Here is a 17,080-nt window from a genome sequence, read left to right on the forward strand (position 1 = left end):
TGCGCTGCGTCATGAAGGGAGGTCGAAAATCCCGATGAAAGCCATAGACTGGATTTATGCCCGTTGCGCACGCACGCGCCGGATGACCTCATCCCAGAAAAGCTGCGTGGCTGTGTCCCGCGCCGGTTCCGACCGGGCGAGCAGGAAGATGTCGTAAGCGGGCTCGAAATCCGCGAACAGCATGGGCCATAAACGGCCGCTTGCAACGTCACTTGCAGCAGCGGCGGTGGGAAGGAAGCCGATCCCTACGCCCATGTTGATAAGCCGCCGCGCCTCATTGATGTCCTCCGCAAGGCCGCTCACCACGGTGCCGAGCCGATAGCGCCGGCGCAAATGGGTGATCGCCTCTATTTCATCATCGCCGGTCAGGACGAAACCCTGATCCTTCAGTTCGCCCAATCGGCTCACCCGATAGCCGAAATAGGGGCTGCTGCGCGAACAATAGAGCTGCTGACGCTCGATCAGCAGCGGTTCGTACATCAGGCTTCCCCGAACGCTGCTGTCATAGCCCACGCCGATCTCCACCTCGCCCTGCTCCAGCGCATCGAGAAGCTGACGCCAGGGAGAAACGCGGATTTCGATGTGGATGGCCGGATTGCGCCGGTGAAAGCTGGCAATGGCCTCGTCGAACTCGGCCGACACCAGGCCGGACACGATCTGGATGCGGACGATGCCCTCGACCCGCTTGGTCGCCTGCGCGATCACATGCGGCATCATCCGGGCGGATTCCAGCATGTCCTCGCACAGCGCCATCATTGCCTTGCCGGCCGCGGTCATCTCCACGCCGGTGGCGGTGCGGTGGAGCAGCGCCGTCCCGACATGGTCCTCCAGCCGCTTGAGCGCCGCGCTGATGCTGGGCTGCTGCCGGTTGAGCCGTCGCGCCGCCGCGCCTATGCCGCCGGCGCGAACGATATCCACGAAGGTCCGCATGAGGTTCCAATCGACACGGCTGGCAAATTTCCTGTCGATCAGCGGCGTTCGATCGTTCATGCGCGTGCTGCTTTCCTGGAAGATAGAGCGGCTCTTCATAGGCGGTGGACTGCTCCGCTCATAGATCAAATCGATGGAAATCATAGCATGGGTCCATCTATCGCTATGCCCCGGGGGATTTACGCTCCTCACCCATGACACAGCACCATGTCCTGCCGCTCGTCGATATTTCGAAACTGGACAGCCCCAGGCTTGAGGATCGGCTTTCCGTTGCCCGCGAACTCGACCGCGCCTGCGTGGAGGCAGGGTTCCTCTACATAGCGGGCGCACAAATGGACGATGCCTTGTTCCGCAGGATCGTCGCGCGCGCGCAGGCCTATTTCGCGCTCGACGCCGACACCAAGATGAAGAGCTATATCGGCCTTTCGGAAAACCACAGCGGCTATGTGCCGGTGGGGGAGGAGCAATTCGCCGCCGGCCAGCGCGACCTCAAAGAGGCGTTCGACGTCAATTGCGACTATGTGCGCTCCGAGGGCAGGCGACCGCTGCTGGGTCCGAATCTGTGGCCCGAAATGCCGGGCTTCCGCGAAGACGTGCAGGCTTATTACCGCCATGTGACGGGCATCGGAGGCCAGCTTTTCCGCGCTTTCGCCCTGGCGCTCGGGCTCGACGAAGATCATTTCCAGGCGCATCTGCGAAATCCCCCCAGCCAGCTTCGGCTGATCCATTATCCCTTCGACGCGACGGCTGAAGACCGCCAGGGCATCGGCGCGCATACCGATTACGAATGTTTCACCCTGCTGTTCGCAACGGCGCCCGGTCTCCAGATCATCGACCGGCAGGGCCAGTGGATCGACGTTCCCCTGGTCGAGGGCACGATGATCATGAACATCGGCGACATGATGGAGATACTCTCCAACGGCCGCTATGCCGCGACACGGCACCGCGTGAAGAAGGTCAGGGAAGAACGCTATTCCTTCGCGCTCTTCCACGCCTGCGACTATGATTATGTCGTTGCCCCGGTCGTGCGCGGGGAGGAGCCCCGTTACGCCCCGCTCAAGGGCGGCGAGCATCTGTTCAACCAGACGGCGCAGACCTTCGCCTATCTGAAGCGCAGGATCGCCAGCGGCGAACTCGTGCTCGACGGCGCCCTGCCGCTCGATTCCTTCGGCCCGGCCAGCAGCGCAGCCGAACCGATGCAGCCATCGTCAACTCAGCAGGCTCTTTCTGAACAGTGATTTGACGAGCCGACCCTCCAGAATGCGTCCCACGACGTAGAGCGCGGCGAACAGGCCGGCGAAGACATAGGCCGCGGTGGGCTTTGGCGTCTTGCCATCCTCCTTGTTCTTGTCGTCCTTCTTGGGCTTTTCAGGCGCCGGCGCGCCCAGCGCCTTGTCGATCCAGTGCTGCGGCAGGACCTTGTCCTTCTTGTCGTCCTTTTTCACCGTCTCCTGCGCCGCTGGCTTTGCGAGCTTGCCGGCGACGATCGTCAGCCCGGCGAAGCTCAGGAACAGCAGCGGCGCCAGGAAGCAGAACAGCAATGCCCGGCTGGTCAGGCAATAGCGCAGCACCGGCCCGGCTGGCTCCCTCTCGATCCTGAGAATGCCGCCATCGAAGATGGACATCCTGTCCTGCGCGGCCTGATCCTTCTTGCTGAAGGTCAGCGTGTCGCCAATACGCTCATGGCTGGTGCCGGCCTGACGGAACAGGGGCCCGAGCCTGGCCATGGCTTCATCGGCCGATTGCCCGGAGGCGAGCGCCATGCTGCCCTTTATATGCCAGATCCAGTCCAGGAAACGCGCTGTCACATGATCCCCTTTTTGCAAGAGCAAGTTGCCTTATTCAGCCGGCACCGCCGCTGGGCGGCCGTAGCGTTCCTTGATCGTCTTCCAGCCTTCGGTGAAGGGATAGGTCATCTGCTCGCGGATCGACATCCGGCGTCCGCCCTCCAGTCCCAGCAATTCGGCCTCGCCATCGACGCAGGTTCCGAAGATGCGATCGATGAAGATATAGGTGTTGGAATAATTGCTGCGGGTCGCTTCGAAGTCCTGCGAATGATGCAGGCTGTGATGTTCTGTGGTGTTGAACAGGAAGCGCCACCAACGCGGCGTGTTGAAGCGGACATTGATGTGTTGATAGGTGCCGATCGCCAGACCGAAGGTGCCGGCAAGGAGGGCGGCCCTCGGCAGGAAGTCGAAGAACCCGCCAATGCCCAGCCCGATCAGGAAAAGCTCGACGGGATTTCCTACCGCGCCTTTGTTGATGTTCAACTGGGTGATGTAATGATGCACCGAATGGGGCAGCCAGAGCGGATACCAGTTATGCATCCCCCGGTGCATCCAATATTGCCCGAAGTCGAAAATGAAGGAGATCAGGAAAGCCTGCACCAGCAGCGGCAGACCCGTGAACCACGCCAGCTTGTCCCAGTCGAAACTGTGCTGGATGGCCTCGATCACCGCACCGCTGCCGATATAATGTTCGACAAGGTCCAGGATGGTGTAGCCCAGCCCGACATAGAAGAGATCGGTGACCAGTTCCTTCCAGGTCAGGCGCCAGCTCTCATAGCGCGGGCTGACCCATTCGAGCGCCAGCAGCAGCACCCTGAAACCGATGCCGATCCCGATGGCGGTGGACGCCTTGGCGATGGAATTGGGCGCATAGTACCAGAAGGCGATGAGCGCGAACAGCGCCGTGGGCTGGAACCAGGTGAAGATGAACTGCTTGAGCGGTCCGCCTTCCACCCGGCCTATATTTTCCCACCCGATGATGACGGGCGCCTGTGCGCCTATCACTCTCTTGCCTACGCGAACGCCGTCCATATGCTGACCTCGAGATGCTGCCTCGTCCCTGCGGGCGTGTCCGCCTCGCCAGGCGACGAAAATGATGTTCGCAGTTCATTGAACTTCATGTCGTTTCAGCATCGGGAAGACGCGCCCAACGCGCCAGATGCGATTAAGGTATATGCCCCATAGATGCTGCCTATGCCCTTCCGACCCGGCGGCGATGGATCATGCGCCGGCTATTCCGATCCGCACAGATGACCGCGCGGTTTCGGGAATGACGATTCCGTTAGGGGCGAAGGGGCGACCGACCGTGGGCGGGCGATTTCCGGCCGCTCGTTTCAACGCATCTTGCCGGCTTTCAGTTTTCGCGCTCCGGGGCGGACCCGCGCCGGTTGGGCATGGTCATGGAATCGGCGTCTGGATCGTCCGATCCGCTCTCGCGCGGACCGATATGCTTCTCGAATATGAGGAGCAGGGAAAGCAGCAGCAGCGCGATCAGCGACCCTGCCAGCACGAGGACATATTGGCCGGCGCCCGCCGTGATCCCGACGGCAGCGGCCATCCACAGGCTTGCCGCCGTGGTCATGTTGCGCACATCTCCGCCGCGCACGAAGATCAGGCCGCCCGCGATAAAGCCGATGGCCTGGGCAAGGCCCTGAACGACGCGGATCGGATCGCTGTCCTTGTGGACCTCCGCCAGTTCCAGGGCGGACAGGGTCAGCATGGCCGAACTCAGCGATACCAGCCCGTGGGTGCGCAGGCCCGCATCATGGCCGTTGCGTTCGCGCTCGAACCCCAGGGCGAGCCCCAGCAGGGTCGCGAGAAAGAGGCGGACGAGCGTGGTGCCGAGGTCGTTGGCCAGCATAGCCATAATACCCGCGAGAGGCGCGCCCGTTCCCGTGAATGCGGCCGAAAGGGAAAGCGGCTTCGCGCCTGCCGCTCAGCGTTCGGTGATGTCGGAACGGAGGTGCGCGATCAGGTCGTTGACCCGCATGTCGTTTTCAGCCGTGCATGCGAACAGGCGGCAGAACCAGTCCATCCATCGCGTCAGAATCGCCATGGCCCTCTCCCTATCGCCCGATAATAGCAGTTCACGCAGGTGAAGAGAAGCTTTGCCATTGCCCGGCCGAGGGCAAGTCGCGCCATTGGAGCGGACTGGAGCGGCTTTGTTTTTTTCCACCCTTGCGATTGGACGAAGGCGGCTTTATCAGCGCTGGTGCGACAGGTTCCCCGCAAGGGGATGAAAAGGGAAGTCGGGTGGAACGCCCGCGCTGCCCCTGCAACTGTAAGCGGCGAGCCATCCGGCCATCGCGCCATTGGACCATGAAGGTCCGAGAAGGCGGCCGGAAAGCATCGACCCGCGAGCCAGGAGACCTGCCTGACGCCGTCGTTCTTCGACCGGACAGGGTGTGCCGGCCGAACGGGGGTTCCCTCGCTGAACGACAGCCATCGCCTTGCCGGTTGGACCGTGCGGGGGAAGGCCTGTCGCCTGCCTGGTGCCGGACCGTCCTCCCTTGCCCGGTTCCCGTCGGGGCACATGCCGTCGGGCGGGAGGATGTGGAATGACTGATTTGCGGAGCGATCGCTGATGCTGCGGGCCGTGGGGCCGGGGGCTTCGGTCGTCGTCTGTTCGACCTGCCGCCTTTCGGCGGAACAGCGGGAGGATGCTGCCGGACGGCGGGGCGGCGCCTTGCTGGCAGAGGCGCTGCACAGGGTACGCGATGGCGATCCCGCTTATGCGTCCGTCGCTGTTCAGGACATGCCCTGCCTCTTCGCCTGTCAGCGCCATTGCACGGTACATGTGCGCGGAACGGGCAAGATCGGCTATGTGCTGGGCGACTTCACGCCGGATGAGGAAGCCGCGCGCGCGATCCTGGATTATGCCCTGCGCCATGCCCAAAGTGACGAGGGCGTGGTGCGCTATGCGGACTGGCCCCAGGGGGTGAAGGGGCATTTCATCGTCCGCACGCCGCCCGAAGGCTTCGTCTGTTCATGATCCGGTTCAACGACCGCGCGGCCTTTGCCGCCGCGCTGGCCGACCTTCCTGCCCCGGATGCAGGCGCCACCGAATCCGCGGCGGCGCGGCAGCGGGTGCTGACGAAGCCGGCCGGTTCGCTTGGGCGGCTGGAGGAGATCGCGCTTTTCATGGCGGGTTGGCAGGGGTGGGAACGCCCCCGAGCGGAACGCATCCGCGCCGCGATCTTCGCGGGCAATCATGGCGTGGCCGCGCGCGGGGTCAGCGCCTTCCCGGCCGAGGTCACCGCCCAGATGGTGGCGAATTTCCGTCATGGCGGCGCGGCGATCAATGCGCTGGCCCAGGCCTGCGGGGCGGAGCTGGCCGTCGTCGCGCTCGATCTGGAACGGCCGACGGAGGACATCTGCGTCGCGGCGGCCATGAGCGAGGCGGATTGCCTGAGCGCGATCAATGCGGGGGCGGCGGCGGTGGAACCGGGACTGGACCTGCTGCTGCTGGGCGAGATGGGCATTGCCAACAGCACGCCGGCGGCGGCGCTCTGCGCGCAGGCCTTTGGGGGTGCTGCGGCCCATTGGGTGGGACGTGGGACAGGCGTGGATGGCGACGGGCTGGCGCGCAAGGCCGAAGCTGTGGCGCGGGCGCTCGCCCTGCACGGGGCGCATTGCGCCGATGCCTTCGAAACGTTGCGCCGGCTGGGCGGGCGAGAGATCGCAGCGCTGGCCGGCGCGGTGCTGGCGGCGCGGATGCTGCGCGTGCCGGTGATGCTGGACGGGTTCATCGGCTGCGCGGCGGTCGCGCCGCTGGCGAAGGACAATCCGGCGATCGTCGGGCACTGCATGGCCGCCCATATGTCGGCGGAGGCGGGGCATGAACGCCTGCTGGCCGCTCTGGCGCTGGAGCCGTTGCTGCGGCTCGACATGCGGCTGGGCGAAGGAAGCGGCGCGGCGGTCGCGGCGCAGATCGTGCGTTCCGCTCTGGCAGCGCATGGCGGCATGGCGACCTTTGCCGAAGCGGCGGTGGCAGGTGCGCTATGAACGCCTTTCCCCTCCACCTGATGCGCCATGGCGCGCCGCAGCTTGCCGGACGGTTGCTCGGTCATCTGGACGCCCCGCCGGAAGCGGAGGGGATCGCCCTCTGCATCGAGCGGGCGCGGCATCTGGATTTCGCGCGGGTGGTGACATCCGACCTCGCCAGGGCGCGGGCGCCGGGCGCGGTGATCGCGGCGGAGCGGGGTATCGAACTTGACGTCGACCGGCGCTGGCGGGAACTGAATTTCGGGGATTGGGAGGGTGCGGACCCCGCGCTCCTGCCTGCGGAGGATCTGGCGCGCTTCTGGGACGATCCGGACGGATTTCCGCCGCCAGGGGGCGAAAGCTGGACCGACCTCCGCGCCCGGATCGGGGACGGGCTGGACGTGCTTGGCGAGCCGGCATTGGTGGTCTGCCATGCCGGGGCGATACGGGCGGCGCTGGCTGTGCTGTGCGGTTTCGACGTGCGGCAGGGCTGGGCGGTGGACCTGCCCTATGGCGCGGTGCTGAGCCTGCGGGTCTGGCCGGAAGGGCGGTCGGGACAGATTACGGGCCTGATCGCATGAAGCGGCTGGTGCTGGCCCTGCAATTGATGACGCGCCTGCCGTTGCCCGCGCAGGATGTCGATGAGGGGGATTTCGCCGCCGCCATCCGCTGGCTGCCCGCAACGGGCATTGCCGTCGGGCTGGTGGTCGCGGGCGGTGCCGGGCTGGGCATGCGCATCGACCCTTGGGCGGGGGCGCTGTTCGGCCTGGTCGCCTGGGTGGCCGTGACGGGTGCGCTGCACCTGGATGGATTGGGCGACATAGCGGATGCGGCGGGGGCGGCGCATGGCGACCGGAGCCGCCTGTCCGCCGTTCTGGCCGATCCGCATATCGGCAGCTTCGGCGTTGTCGCCATCGGCCTGCAACTGGCGGCCAAGCTGGTGCTGTTGCGGCTCTGGCTGGAAAGCTTTCCGCCGTGGATGCTGGCGGCCGTGGCGATGGTGGCGCGCATCGGGCCGCTATTCTGGACGCGCTGGCTGCCGCCGCTCCATGAAGGACTGGCCAGCCGTTTCCGGGCCGGCTGGCGGGCGGAGCCGTTTATCCTCTGGTCGATATTGGGGCTGGCGCTGGGTTATCGGGAGCCTGCCCTTTTGGCGGCGATCCCGTTGATCCCGCTCTGGGGTCTTTGGCTGCGCTCGCGGATCGGCGGCATCTCCGGGGATGGGCATGGCGCTGGCATCGAATTGCTGGAGAGCGCCCTGCTGCTGGCGATGGCGGTGGCGCGATGAGCGGCTTCACCTGGCATGGCGGCCGCCTGGCCGAAGCGCGGGGCGCTTATGGCGGGCAGGACTGGATCGACCTCTCGACCGGGATCAGCCCCCTGGCTTGGCCGGGGTCCGATCATCTGTCCATCGACTGGCGGCATTTGCCCGATCCGCACGATCTGGCGGCGATGGAGGCGGCGGTGGCAGCCTGTTTCGGGGTCGATCCCGATCATCTTTGCACCGTGCCCGGCAGCGAGGCGGGATTGCGGCTGGTGGGGCGGATGCTGGACATGCCCGCACGATGGCTCGTGCCAAGCTACCGCACCCATGCGGAGATTTTCGCGCATGGCGCCCCGATGTCCGCCGATGAAGAACCGCCTCGCGAAGCGATCGCCCTGCTGCTCGCCAACCCCAACAATCCCGACGGCCGCATCCTGCCGCCTGCCCGCCTGCTGCAATGGCTGGCCCGGCTGGAGGAGCGCGGAGGATGGCTGATCGTCGACGAAGCCTATGCCGACGCCGTGCCTTCATGCAGTCTGGCGGGCGAAGTGGGGGATGGGCGGCGGCTGATCCTGTTGCGGTCCTTCGGTAAATTCTTCGGGTTGGCCGGTGTCAGGCTGGGCTTTGTGCTCGGGCCGCGAGAGGTCGTCGCACAGCTGCGGCGGATGCTGGGGGAATGGCCGGTTTCGGCGGCGGCGGTCGCGTTCGGCGGCGCGGCCTATCGCGACCGGAACTGGATCGACGGGACAGTGACGGCGCTAGGCGAGCACGCGGCGCAACTGGATGGTTTGCTGGCGCGGCACGGATTGGGGGCGCGGGGCGAATGCCCGTTATTCCGTCTGGTGGAGGTGGAGGATGGGTGGGCCCTGTTCGACAGGCTGGCGCGGCGTTCGATCCTGACGCGCCCCTTCGAGGAGGACCGGCGCTGGCTGCGGATCGGCCTGCCTGCCGATACGAGGGCTCTCGCCCGTCTTGACCGGGCGTTGGCCGATGGGTGAGCCGGTGGCCCTGGCGGCGCTGATGCTGGATGCGGCGCTTGGCTGGCCGGGCTGGCTGCATGCGCGGATCGGCCATCCGGTGGGCGGTTTCGCCCGGATCATCGGTGCGGCGGAGCGGCGATGGAACCGGGAGGCGTGGAGCGGCCCGCTGCGCCGCTGGACGGGACTCGCCCTGTTGTTGCTGTTGCTGGCCGTGGGCGGGGGCGCCGGTCTGGCTTTGGAATGGGCGATCCGCCGCTGGGGCGGGGCCATGGCCTGGCCATGGCTGGCGCTCGCCGCATGGCCGGCGCTGGCGCAGAACAGCCTCTATGTCCATGTGGCGCCGGTGGTTCGCGCTCTGGCGCGCGGGAATCTGGATGCCGCGCGGCAGGCGGTGACCCGGATCGTGGGCCGCGACACGGCCGCGCTGGATGAGGCGGGCGTTGCACGGGCCGGCATAGAAAGTCTGGCCGAAAGCTTCTGCGATGGCGTCGTGGCGCCGCTGTTCTGGCTGCTGCTGCTCGGTCTGCCGGGAATATGGGCCTATAAGGCCGTCAACACAGCCGACAGCATGATCGGGCACAAGGAAGCGCCCTATACCAACTTCGGCTGGGCGGCGGCCCGCTTCGACGATCTGTTGAACTGGGTGCCGGCGCGGCTCTCCGGCTTGATCCTGTGCGTTGCGGGCGGCGGCGGATGGGCCGTGTTGCGGCGGGATCGCCGGAAGCATGCCTCGCCCAATGCGGGATGGCCGGAGGCGGCGATGGCCGGCGCGCTCGGCATCCGGCTGGCTGGACCGATCCACTATGACGGCGTGCTGCACGACAAGCCCTGGATCGGCGCGGGCGGGGAAGCGGACGTCCGCGCGATGCGGGCCGCGCTCCGGATCTATTTGCGCGCCTGCCTGCTGCTGTGGGTCCTGGCCGCCATTTGGGAGAATGTCGGATGACGAGAATGCTGGTGCTGGGCGGATGCCGGTCCGGCAAGAGCCGCTATGCGCAGCAACGCTGCGAGGCTGTCGGGAACGGGAACCTGGCCTATATCGCGACCGCGCAGGCCTTCGACGCGGAGATGGAGGAGCGGATAGCGCGCCACAAGGGTGAGCGTGGAAGCCGCTGGCTGACCATCGACGCACCCATGGACCTGCCCGCCGCCCTGTCCGAAGCAGCGCGCCGGGCAGATGCCGTCCTGGTCGATTGCCTGACGCTGTGGCTGACCAACCTGATGCTTGCCGAAGAGGATTTGGCCAGCGCCCGGGCGGCGCTGGCGGAGGCGATGATGGCCTGTCAGGTTCCTGTCGTGCTGGTGAGCAATGAAGTGGGCCTCGGCATCGTGCCGGACAATGCCCTGGCCCGGCGGTTCCGGGACGAGGCGGGCTGGCTGAACCAGCAGATGGCGGCCCTGTGCGAGGACGTCATATTGATGGCCGCCGGCTTGCCGCTGCGGTTGAAGGGCTAAGGTCAGGCGGCGTAGGTTCGGCCAGCCATGGCGATCATCCTTCCCGAAAATCGGCCCCGATGACCCGGTAGAGCAGGATGCGGTTCCTGATCAGCGCCAGGTTCGTCGCGATCGCGCTTTGCTGCGCATTGTAGAGGCTTCGCTGGCTGGTCAGGCTGTTGAGGAATGGGTCGATGCCCGCGCGATAGCGTTCCTCGGCCAGCCTGTAGCTGCGCTGGCTGGCGAGGACCAGACGCTGCTGGGCGGCCTGCTGCTCGTCAATCGTGCCTTCGCGCGCCAGTGCGTCGGATACTTCCTGAAAGGCGGTCTGGATCGCCTTTTCATATTGGGCAAGGCTGAGGTCGCGCTGCGCCTTGCTATATTCGAGATTGCCGCGAGCCGCGCCGCCGAAGATCGGCATGCCGACGGACGGCGCCGCCGACCAGGCGAAGCCGTCGCCCGTGAAAAGCGACGACAGCGCCGAACTGGCGACGCCGATGGCCGCGGTCAGGCTGATCCTCGGGAACATCGCAGCGCGCGCCGCGCCGATGTCGGCATTGGCGGCCTTCAGCTGATGTTCGGCCTGCAGCACGTCCGGCCGCTGGAGCAGCACGTCGGAGGAAAGGCCCGCCGGCACCTTCGCAATGCTGCCGGTCAGTTGCTGCAACGACCGGGGCAACAGCGCATCCTCGACCGGCGCGCCGGCCAGCAGGTCCAGCGCGTTCCGGTCCTGCGCCACCTGGGTGACGTTCGCGGCAATGTCGCTGCGCGCCTGTTCGACCGTGGTTTCGGCCTGATGGACGTCCAGCTTGCCGATCAGCCCCGCGCCGTTCAGCGACCGGGTGAGGGCAAGCGTCCGTTCGGCGCTCGCCAATGTCTGCCGGGAAAGGTCCAGATATTCCTGATCGGCGGCCAAGGTCGCATAGGCCGTGGCCGTTTCCGCGATCAGGGCGATGCGGGTCGCCCGCGCCCCTTCCTCGGTCGCCAGATAGGATTCCAGCGCCGATCGGGTCAGGTTCTTCACCCGGCCGAACAGGTCGATTTCGAACGCGCTGAAACCGATGTCGGCGCTGTAACTGTCCTGGCGCGCGTCGTTCCGCCGGGAAAAGCTGGCTGCCGCCTCGCCGGTGACGGCGGGCAGCCGTTCGGCGCGCTGCACCCGGTAGAGCGCCCGGGACGCCTCCACATTGGCGAGCGCGGCGCGCAGGTCGCGATTATTGTCCAGCGCACGCCCGATCACCGTCCTGAGGCTGGGATCGCCGATCAGCGCGGTCCAGGGCAGGCCGGGCCTTTCCGTCGCGGCCGCGGGCGCATAGGCCGGGCCGCCGGGGAAGCCGGCGGGCACCGGGGGCGTCGGCCGCACATAGGTCGGAGCCATGTTGCAGGCCGACAGGGCCGTCGCCCAGGTCAGGATGAGGAAAGCGCGCCTCATGCCGGAACCTCCGTGGCGTTGGCGGCGGGGGAGGGCGGGTTCTTGCGGTTGAAGATGCGCATGATCGTCAGGAAGAAGAGGGGGACGTAGAAGATGGCGAGCACCGTCGCGGTCAGCATGCCGCCGATCACCGCCGTGCCGATGGCGACGCGGCTCTGCGCGCCCGCGCCGCTGGCGATGGCGAGCGGGATGACGCCCGCGATGAAGGCCAGCGACGTCATCAGGATCGGGCGGAAGCGCAGGCGCGCGGCCTCCAGCGCGGCGGACATCGCGTCCTTGCCCTGCAGATAGGCGAGTTCCGCGAATTCGACGATCAGGATCGCGTTCTTGGCGGCGAGGCCCATGGTGGTGAGCAGGCCGACCTGGAAATAGATGTTGTTCTCCAGCCCGCGCAGCGTCACCGCCAGCACCGCGCCGATCAGACCGAGCGGAATCACCAGCAGCACGGCGAGCGGGATCGACCAGCTTTCGTAGAGCGCGGCGAGGCAGAGGAACACGACCAGCACCGACAGGCCGTAGAGCAGCGGCGCCTGCCCGCCGGAAAGCTGCTCCTGATAGGAAAGGCCGCTCCAGGCATAGCCGGTGCCGGGGGGAAGCTGTTTTTGCAGCTTCACCATCTCGTCCATCGCCTCGCCCGAACTGGAACCGGGCGCGGCCTGCCCCTGGATTTCATAGGAAGACTGGCCGTTATAACGCGAAACGGTGGTCGGCCCCATCGTCCAATGGGTGGTGGCGAAGGCGGAGAAGGGCACCATTTCCCCCGTCGTGGCGGAGCGCACCTGCCAATTGTCGAGATCGGTCGGCAGGGCGCGGAAGGGCGCGTCGGCCTGCATATAGACGCGCTTCACCCGGCCGCGGTCGACGAAATCGTTGATATAGGTGCTGCCCCAGGCGGCGCTCAGCACATTGTCGACGCTGCTCTGCGTGAGGCCGAGGACCGCGAGTTTCTCGGAGTCGATGTCGACCTTGAGCTGCGGCGTGTCCTCCAGCGTGGCGGCGCGCACGCCGGCCAGTTTCGGGCTGCCGGTCGCCGCCTTCATGAGCTGGTTGCGCAGTTCGAGGAAGCGTTCGCGGCTGAGGCCGCCGGTGTTCAGCAGTTCGAAGGTAAAGCCGTTGGACTGGCCCAGCCCGCGAATGGAGGGCGGAGTCATCGCCAGCGCCTTGGCATCGCGGATCGCGGCGAGTTGCTTCGTGGCGCGGTTCGCGATCATGGTCGCGCTGTTGGCGGCTCCCTTGCGCTTGTCCCACGGCACGAGGCTGACGAAGCCCTGGGCGGTATTCTCACCCTGCCCGGCGAAGCTGAAGCCCTGGGTCACGAAGATGAAGTCGACATTGTCCTTCTCGTCATTGACGAAGTAATTCTGGATCTGGTCGATCGCGGCGCTGGTGCGGGAGGATTTGGCGCCGGCGGGCAATGTGACCTGAACCATCACCTGGCCCTGGTCCTCCACCGGCAGGAAGCTGGTGGGCAGGCGGACGAACAGCAGCCAGAGCAGGCCGAGCATCACCGCATAGCCGATCCAGAAGACGGTCCGCCGGCCGATGAAGCCATTCAGCCGCGCCATATAGCCATGGGTGACGCGGCCGAACCAGCGATTGAACTTGCCGGTCCATCCCCGGTCGCGTTTCTCATGCGAAACCGGCTTCAGGATCGTCGCGCAGAGGGCGGGCGAAAGGATCAGCGCAACGACCACCGAAAGCAGCATGGAGGAGACGATGGTGATCGAGAATTGCCGGTAGATGACGCCTGTCGACCCGCCGAAAAAGGCCATGGGCAGCAGCACGGCGGACAGGACCAGCGCGATGCCGATCAGGGCGCTGCCGATCTCCTCCATCGACTTGATGGTGGCCTGCCGCGGGGAAAGTCCTTCCTCTTCCATGATGCGTTCGACATTCTCGACCACGACGATGGCGTCGTCGACCAGCAGGCCGATGGCCAGCACCATGCCGAACAGCGTCAGCGTGTTGATCGAATAGCCGAACAGCGCCAGCACGCCGAATGTGCCGAGCAGCACCACCGGAACGGCGATGGCGGGCACCAGTGTCGCGCGCCAGCTTTGCAGGAAGATGAACATCACCACCACCACCAGAGCGACCGCCTCGATCAGCGTCTGGACCACTTCCTCCACCGACAGCTTGATGAAGGGCGTGGTGTCGCGTGGATAGGTGACGGTGTAGCCATGCGGCAGGTTGGTCGACAGTTCCCGCACCTTCGCCTTGACCAGTTCGGCGGTCTTGAGCGCGTCGGCGCCCGGCGCGAGCTGCAACGCCATGCCGGAGGCGGGATGACCGCTGAGGCGCGCGGAGGAGGTGTAGCTTTCATTGCCCAGTTCGACCCGCGCCACGTCCGACAGGTGGACGACCGATCCGTCGCTCTGCGTCTTGACGATGATGTTGCGGAACTGCTCGGGCGTCTGCAGGCGCGCGCGAGCGGTGACGGTGGCATTGAGCTGCTGCCCCTCCGGCGCGGGGTCGGCGCCGATTTGGCCCGCCGACACCTCGACATTCTGGGCCGCGATGGCGCTTTGCACGTCCGACGGCATCAGCTTGACGGTGGCCAGCCGGTAGGGGTCCAGCCAGATGCGCATCGCATATTGCGATCCGAAGATCTGGGATGAACCGACGCCGTCGACGCGGGCGATGGCGTCCTGGAAATTATTGACCAGATAGTCCGCGATGTCGGCCTGCGACGCCGTGTCGGTCCTGTCGTAAAGGCCGACGACCATCAGGAAATCGGTCTGGGACTTGGTGACGGTCAGGCCCTGCTGCTGCACGGCATTGGGCAGCCGGCTCAGCGCCTGCTGCACCTTGTTCTGCACCTGCACCTGCGCGGTGTCGGGATCGGTGCCCTTCTTGAAGGTAACGGTGATCCGCGCCTGTCCATTGGCCGTGGACGAGGAGGAGAAGTACATGAGACCGTCGATGCCGGTGAGCTGTTGCTCGATGACCTGGGTGACGCTGGTCTCCACGGTTTCGGCCGCCGCGCCGGGATAGTTGGCGCTGATGTTGACCGACGGTGGGGCGATGTCCGGATATTGGGCGATCGGCAGAGTCAGCATCGCGCCCAGGCCTGCCATCATGATGCCGATGGCGATGACCCAGGCGAAGATCGGCCGTTCGATGAAAAAGCGGCTGAGCAAGGTCCCGGCCCCTTATTTCGCGGCCTGGTCGACCGGAACGGCCTTGACCGTGTCGCCGGGCTGCACCTTGTCCGTGCCCTCGACGATCAGCCTGTCGCCCCTCCGCAATCCGTCGGTGATCAGCCATTTGTCGCCCACGGCCTGCGCGGCGGTGACGGTGCGCCGTTCGACCTTGTTCCCCTTGTCCACCACCAGCGCGGTGGCGTTGCCCTTGGGATCGCGGCTGATGCCCTGCTGCGGCACCAGTATCGCATTCGGCACGACCGACTGCGGCGCGACCACGCGCACGAACATGCCGGGCAGCAGCAGGCCGTCCGGATTGGGGAAGCGGGCGCGCAGCGTGACGGTGCCGCTGTCGGGATCGACGATGGGCTCGGCAAATTCGATGCGGCCTTCCAGCGGATAATCGGTGCCGTCGTCCAGTTTCAGCCGGATCGTGGCGCTGGCGGGCAGCGCCTTGCCCGCCGCCAGCGCGCGGCGCAACTGGAGCAGCTTTGCGCTCGATTGCGTCACATCGACGAAGATCGGGTCGAGCTGCTGGATGATGGCGAGCGGCGTCGCCTGGCTGGCCGTCACCAGCGCGCCGGGCGTCACGGCGGACCGGCCTATGCGCCCGCTGATCGGCGCCCGGACCTGCGTGAAGTTGAGGTTGATGCCCGCCGTCTGGAGCGTGGCGCGGGCCTGTTGCACGGCGGCGGCGGCCTGACGGGCCGTGGCGATGACGTCGTCGCGATCCTGCGCGCTCACCGCCTCGCTCTGGCCTAGCGTACGGTAGCGACTGGCCCTTGCCTGCGCGGCGGCGGCGGTCGCCTGCGCGCTGGCCAAGGTGGCCTGCGCCTCGTCGCGGGAGGCGCGGTAGAGCGAGGGGTCGATCTGGTAGAGGGGCTGGCCCGCCCTGACCGTCGAACCCTCCGCGAACAGCCGCTTCTGGACGACGCCGGCGACCTGCGGCCGGACCTCCGACATCATGGTGGAGGCGGTGCGGCCGGGCAGTTCGGTGGATACGGTCACATCCTGCGCCGCCAGAGTCACCACCCCGACCTCCACCGGTCCCTTTTTCGGCGCCTCCTTGTGACCGCAGGCGGCGACAAGGACGCAAAGCGCCATGGGGGCGGTCCGAAGGGCGGGGAGGCGGCTGGGCATGGTCGTCGGGCGGGTCCAGAATGAAGATGGGGACTTCGCCCGGCGCAGGGGGAGGGAGGGGCGCGCCGGGCGAAGGTCGGCTCCTTCAAAAGGGGCGCCGACCTGCTCCTCATCCCTCTTCATCATGTCGCATGGTAGAGCGACTTTTCATCCGGTTGGATCATTGTGTAGCGGATTGTATCGATATGTAACGGCCGCCGCCGCGAGCGCAGACTTGCCGCGCGAATGCGGTTAGAAGGAGACGATGCCCGATATGCCGCCATCCCGCCCGTTCCGCGTGATCGTCGTCGATGATGATGAGGACATAAGGGGGCTGATCGTCGGACAGCTTGCGCAGGACCATTATGAGGTGGAGGCGGCCGGCAGCCTTGCCGAGTTGCGGGGGCTCATGGCGGCGGGGGCGGTCGACCTCATCGTGCTCGACCTCAACCTGCCAGACGGCGACGGCCTGTCGCTGTGCCGGGAATTGCGGGGGCAGGGCAATGGGGTTCAGATCATCATGGTGACGGCGCGGGGCAGCGCCATAGACCGGGTGCTGGGATTGGAACTGGGCGCGGACGATTATCTGACCAAGCCGTTCGAGCCGCGCGAGCTGCTGGTGCGGGTGCGCAACCTGCTGCGGCGGTCGCGCAGCGAGGAGCCGGCGCGGCAGAAGACGGCGCGGATCGCCCGCTTCGGATCGTGGCGGCTCGACCTGTTCCAGCGGCGGCTGATCGCCAGCGACGAGCGGCTGATCATGCTCTCCTCCGCCGAATTCCGGCTGCTGTCGCGCTTTATCGAGGAACCCAATGTGGTGCTCTCGCGCGAGGCGCTGGTGCCCGAACGCCGGGCCACGGCGGCGTTCGACCGGTCCATAGACCTGCAGGTCAGCCGGTTGCGGCAGAAACTGGCCGACAGCCCGGGCGGCGACGGCCTGATCCTGACGGTGCGGGGCGAAGGCTATGTGCTGGCGAGCTCGGTGACCTATGAATGACGGGCGGATGATC

General features: G+C 66.5%; 16 protein-coding genes and 1 riboswitch. Of the genes, 9 read left to right on the forward strand and 7 right to left on the reverse strand.

Going from position 1 to position 17,080, the window contains the following annotated elements; genetic code table 11:
- Positions 1–54: 54 nt before the first annotated feature.
- Positions 55–990: a LysR family transcriptional regulator gene (locus A8G00_RS22350; RefSeq protein WP_025546599.1), complete on the reverse strand. Its 936-nt coding sequence runs from the start codon at positions 988–990 to the stop codon at positions 55–57.
- Between the two features lie 134 nt (positions 991–1,124).
- Here A8G00_RS22350 and A8G00_RS22355 point away from each other — a divergent pair, with 134 nt between their 5' ends.
- Positions 1,125–2,168 carry an isopenicillin N synthase family oxygenase gene (locus tag A8G00_RS22355; protein ID WP_044660824.1) on the forward strand — a complete coding sequence of 348 codons (1,044 nt, stop codon included), beginning with the start codon at positions 1,125–1,127 and terminating at the stop codon, positions 2,166–2,168.
- Here the strand turns inward: A8G00_RS22355 and A8G00_RS22360 are convergent.
- From A8G00_RS22360 to A8G00_RS22370, 3 genes are all read right to left on the reverse strand, one after another.
- Positions 2,139–2,738: a hypothetical protein gene (locus A8G00_RS22360; RefSeq protein ID WP_052628138.1), complete on the reverse strand. Its 600-nt coding sequence runs from the start codon at positions 2,736–2,738 to the stop codon at positions 2,139–2,141. The two genes, A8G00_RS22355 and A8G00_RS22360, sit on opposite strands and share 30 nt — an antisense overlap.
- 30 nt (positions 2,739–2,768) lie before the next feature.
- Positions 2,769–3,749, reverse strand: coding sequence for a sterol desaturase family protein (locus A8G00_RS22365; RefSeq protein WP_044660823.1), 981 nt, complete (start codon positions 3,747–3,749; stop codon positions 2,769–2,771).
- Between the two features lie 322 nt (positions 3,750–4,071).
- Entirely contained in the window at positions 4,072–4,584 is a 513-nt protein-coding gene (locus tag A8G00_RS22370) for an MgtC/SapB family protein (protein ID WP_226870270.1), read from the reverse strand.
- A 335-nt stretch (positions 4,585–4,919) separates the two neighbouring features.
- A riboswitch (cobalamin riboswitch) is annotated at positions 4,920–5,110 on the forward strand.
- A 191-nt stretch (positions 5,111–5,301) separates the two neighbouring features.
- On the opposite strand from A8G00_RS22370, the gene A8G00_RS22375 reads away from it, so the two are divergent.
- Genes A8G00_RS22375 through cobU form a run of 7 tightly spaced genes read left to right on the forward strand, consistent with a single transcriptional unit; the run spans position 5,302 to position 10,400 of the window.
- Positions 5,302–5,709, forward strand: coding sequence for a DUF1636 domain-containing protein (locus A8G00_RS22375; RefSeq protein WP_025546609.1), 408 nt, complete (start codon positions 5,302–5,304; stop codon positions 5,707–5,709).
- Entirely contained in the window at positions 5,706–6,722 is a 1,017-nt protein-coding gene (gene cobT / locus A8G00_RS22380) for a nicotinate-nucleotide--dimethylbenzimidazole phosphoribosyltransferase (protein ID WP_103001728.1), read from the forward strand. Before A8G00_RS22375 ends, cobT begins: the two co-directional genes overlap by 4 nt.
- Positions 6,719–7,282, forward strand: a complete 564-nt coding sequence (locus tag A8G00_RS22385; RefSeq protein WP_103001729.1) for a histidine phosphatase family protein — start codon at positions 6,719–6,721, stop codon at positions 7,280–7,282. Before cobT ends, A8G00_RS22385 begins: the two co-directional genes overlap by 4 nt.
- Positions 7,279–7,989, forward strand: coding sequence for an adenosylcobinamide-GDP ribazoletransferase (locus tag A8G00_RS22390; protein WP_025546613.1), 711 nt, complete (start codon positions 7,279–7,281; stop codon positions 7,987–7,989). The genes A8G00_RS22385 and A8G00_RS22390 overlap by 4 nt, the downstream gene beginning before the upstream one ends.
- A complete protein-coding gene (locus A8G00_RS22395; RefSeq protein WP_103001730.1) occupies positions 7,986–8,963 on the forward strand; it encodes a threonine-phosphate decarboxylase in 978 nt (325 codons plus the stop codon). Before A8G00_RS22390 ends, A8G00_RS22395 begins: the two co-directional genes overlap by 4 nt.
- Positions 8,956–9,891 (forward strand): adenosylcobinamide-phosphate synthase CbiB, encoded by a 936-nt coding sequence (gene cbiB / locus A8G00_RS22400; protein WP_103001731.1) that lies wholly within the window; start codon positions 8,956–8,958, stop codon positions 9,889–9,891. Before A8G00_RS22395 ends, cbiB begins: the two co-directional genes overlap by 8 nt.
- A gap of 5 nt (positions 9,892–9,896) precedes the next feature.
- A complete protein-coding gene (cobU, locus tag A8G00_RS22405) occupies positions 9,897–10,400 on the forward strand; it encodes a bifunctional adenosylcobinamide kinase/adenosylcobinamide-phosphate guanylyltransferase (protein WP_103001732.1) in 504 nt (167 codons plus the stop codon).
- 34 nt (positions 10,401–10,434) lie between these two features.
- Here the strand turns inward: cobU and A8G00_RS22410 are convergent, their stop codons facing one another.
- Genes A8G00_RS22410 through A8G00_RS22420 form a run of 3 tightly spaced genes read right to left on the reverse strand, consistent with a single transcriptional unit; the run spans position 10,435 to position 16,094 of the window.
- Positions 10,435–11,811: an efflux transporter outer membrane subunit gene (locus A8G00_RS22410; RefSeq protein ID WP_044660814.1), complete on the reverse strand. Its 1,377-nt coding sequence runs from the start codon at positions 11,809–11,811 to the stop codon at positions 10,435–10,437.
- Complete coding sequence (locus A8G00_RS22415) at positions 11,808–14,951, reverse strand: efflux RND transporter permease subunit (RefSeq protein ID WP_044660813.1); 3,144 nt, start codon at positions 14,949–14,951, stop codon at positions 11,808–11,810. Before A8G00_RS22415 ends, A8G00_RS22410 begins: the two co-directional genes overlap by 4 nt.
- Before the next feature lie 12 nt (positions 14,952–14,963).
- Positions 14,964–16,094 (reverse strand): efflux RND transporter periplasmic adaptor subunit, encoded by a 1,131-nt coding sequence (locus tag A8G00_RS22420; RefSeq protein WP_065846966.1) that lies wholly within the window; start codon positions 16,092–16,094, stop codon positions 14,964–14,966.
- 244 nt (positions 16,095–16,338) lie between these two features.
- Here A8G00_RS22420 and A8G00_RS22425 point away from each other — a divergent pair, with 244 nt between their 5' ends.
- Positions 16,339–17,067 (forward strand): response regulator, encoded by a 729-nt coding sequence (locus A8G00_RS22425; RefSeq protein WP_103001733.1) that lies wholly within the window; start codon positions 16,339–16,341, stop codon positions 17,065–17,067.
- The last annotated feature ends 13 nt before the right edge of the window (positions 17,068–17,080 follow it).

Origin of the sequence: Sphingobium sp. SA916, assembly GCF_002894065.1 — a bacterium.
Taxonomy (GTDB): domain Bacteria; phylum Pseudomonadota; class Alphaproteobacteria; order Sphingomonadales; family Sphingomonadaceae; genus Sphingobium; species Sphingobium fuliginis.